At 65.4% G+C, this 1,815-nt stretch carries 1 protein-coding gene and 2 pseudogenes; all 3 read right to left on the bottom strand.

Going from position 1 to position 1,815, the window contains the following annotated elements:
- Positions 1–246 precede the first annotated feature (246 nt).
- The 3 genes and pseudogenes from ACFC79_RS38225 to ACFC79_RS38215 all read right to left on the bottom strand — a co-directional run bounded on the left by ACFC79_RS38225 (position 247) and on the right by ACFC79_RS38215 (position 1,676).
- Positions 247–997 (bottom strand): annotated as a pseudogene (locus tag ACFC79_RS38225) (Tn3 family transposase).
- A pseudogene (locus tag ACFC79_RS38220) lies at positions 885–1,208 on the bottom strand (Tn3 family transposase); the annotation flags it as partial. The pseudogenes ACFC79_RS38220 and ACFC79_RS38225, both read right to left, overlap by 113 nt.
- An 18-nt stretch (positions 1,209–1,226) precedes the next feature.
- A complete protein-coding gene (locus ACFC79_RS38215; protein ID WP_376249885.1) occupies positions 1,227–1,676 on the bottom strand; it encodes a transposase in 450 nt (149 codons plus the stop codon).
- Positions 1,677–1,815 lie beyond the last annotated feature (139 nt).

The raw sequence follows: 1,815 nt of genomic DNA, 5'->3' as shown, positions 1-1,815 counted from the left end.
CCGAACTGGTTCTCGCCCGGCAGGCGACCTGCTGATCAACCACCAGCCAAACCGCCAGGCCAGCACGCCCCGACCTCAATCGCGGACCGAGTTGTTACCCGTCCGGCCGCCCACAGCCCCCCGCCGGCGAAGGCGGCGAGAGCGTACGCGGCCACCTCCTGGACGCCGCGGGCACGGGCCCGGTCGTCGAACCGGCCCCGGCCTGGCCCGTCGCGGATTTCCTCGACCTCACCGCATAGGCCCCGTTCAGGCGACCAGCCGCAGCTGCCCGACCGCCTGCCCGTCCGGGGGCTCCAAGTCCAGGTGCCACGTGCCGAAGCGTCGGATCTTGCTAGTGATGTACGGGGTGATGGTGGCCAGGTCGACCGGGTCGACCTCCCAGCCCTCCTCGATGAGGTCGTTGACCACCTTCGTGATGTCCACCGCGGTATGGAAAATGAGGCAGTTCGCCAGCAGCTCGTTGAATGCGATGATCTTCTCCTGGTCCTCCGGGTCATTGTCGGCGAGCAGGCCGGAGGCGAACATCAGCCAGTTGCTGAACTTGTGGAATGCTTCGGTCTTGTTCGTCACGGCCTGGATGGAATCGCGCAACTCGGGCTCCGACAGGTACCGAAGCAGCACGATGGTCCTGATCACGCGCCCGAGCTCGCGATATGCCTGGTAGGTGCGGTTGCGCTTGGACGCGTTGCCCAGGCGCCGCAGCAGCGCGCCCGAGGAGAGCCGGCCCTCCCGGATGAACAGCACGACACTCATGAGGTCTGACCAGTGGTTCTCGACCAGCCGCCAGTCGATGACGTCCTTCTCGGGATCGCCGAACAGCGGGTCGATGTGCTCGTACTTCACCGTGGAGCTGCCCGAAGACCGGCAGGTTCTGGCCCTGCGTATCACCATGGACGATGTCCACGGTCGCCTCGGAATCGTTCTTCAGCAGGCCCTCGAACAGGTAAACAGCCTCCCACACACCACACGGGATGAAATTGACCGAAAAGCGCAACATAGGTATCTGAAATGTGCCTCGTGGCGATCCCGCCGAAGCCCCCATACTGGATGTGGGACTCGGCGAGCAGGTCGTTCTCCCACGTGTCGTACTGGGAGCCGTCGATCCCGGCCTTGGACACATCACCCCACACGTGCGCGAGGTCGAGCTGGATGAACATGTCGATCACGTCCGCCGACGCCCGGTTCAGCTTCTCGGACGTAATGTGCTGGTTACTGACTTCGGCGTATTAGGGTCTGTCCGGTCTGTCGAGTGCGAGGCCCGTCCCGGCAAGGAATCCGCCGAGGATGCCATGCCGGTACTGCAGCGCTTTGAGCCGCCTGCGGAGCAGAGTCTCCAGCTCGTTGAGGGTGCGGGCGGCCAGGTTGGCCAGGCTCCGCTTGATGTGCGCCCACAGGCCCTCGACCGGGTTGAGGTCGGGCGCGTACCCGGGCAGCAGGACCACCGTCAGCCAGTCCCGCTCGGCAACGAGTGCCTTCATCGTCTTGGAGATGTGGGTGTTCAGCCGGTCCCACACCACGATCAGCGGGGCCTTGAGCAGTTGGTGGGAACGCAGCGCCTCGCGTCCGCCCGTCCTCCAGGTGCGGCGCCACTGGTAGACCGACTTCTCACTCACCCGTAACTCCCGGGCGATGCAAGGGACTTCCACGCCCTCATCGAAGAGGTCAACGGCCCGCATCCGTACCTCTTCCCGGCGCCTACGCTGCTCGGCGGACAGCCCGCCCCCCGTCCGGATACCGCATGCCTCCGGCGTACCAGCCCGGACGGACCGCGTCACCCCTCCCGACACAAATCCAGACCCCGAAACGCCGAAATCA

Origin of the sequence: Streptomyces sp. NPDC056061 (assembly GCF_042266885.1) — a bacterium.
Taxonomy (GTDB): Bacteria; Actinomycetota; Actinomycetes; order Streptomycetales; family Streptomycetaceae; genus Streptomyces.
Note: the sequence above shows the minus strand (reverse complement) of the source record. Positions and strands in the feature narration are given on the sequence as shown.

Coding starts and splice junctions, on each gene's coding strand:
- ACFC79_RS38215 (WP_376249885.1), bottom strand. CDS start 1,676: ATGCGGGCCGTTGACCTCTTCGATGAGGGCGTGGAAGTCCCTTGCATC.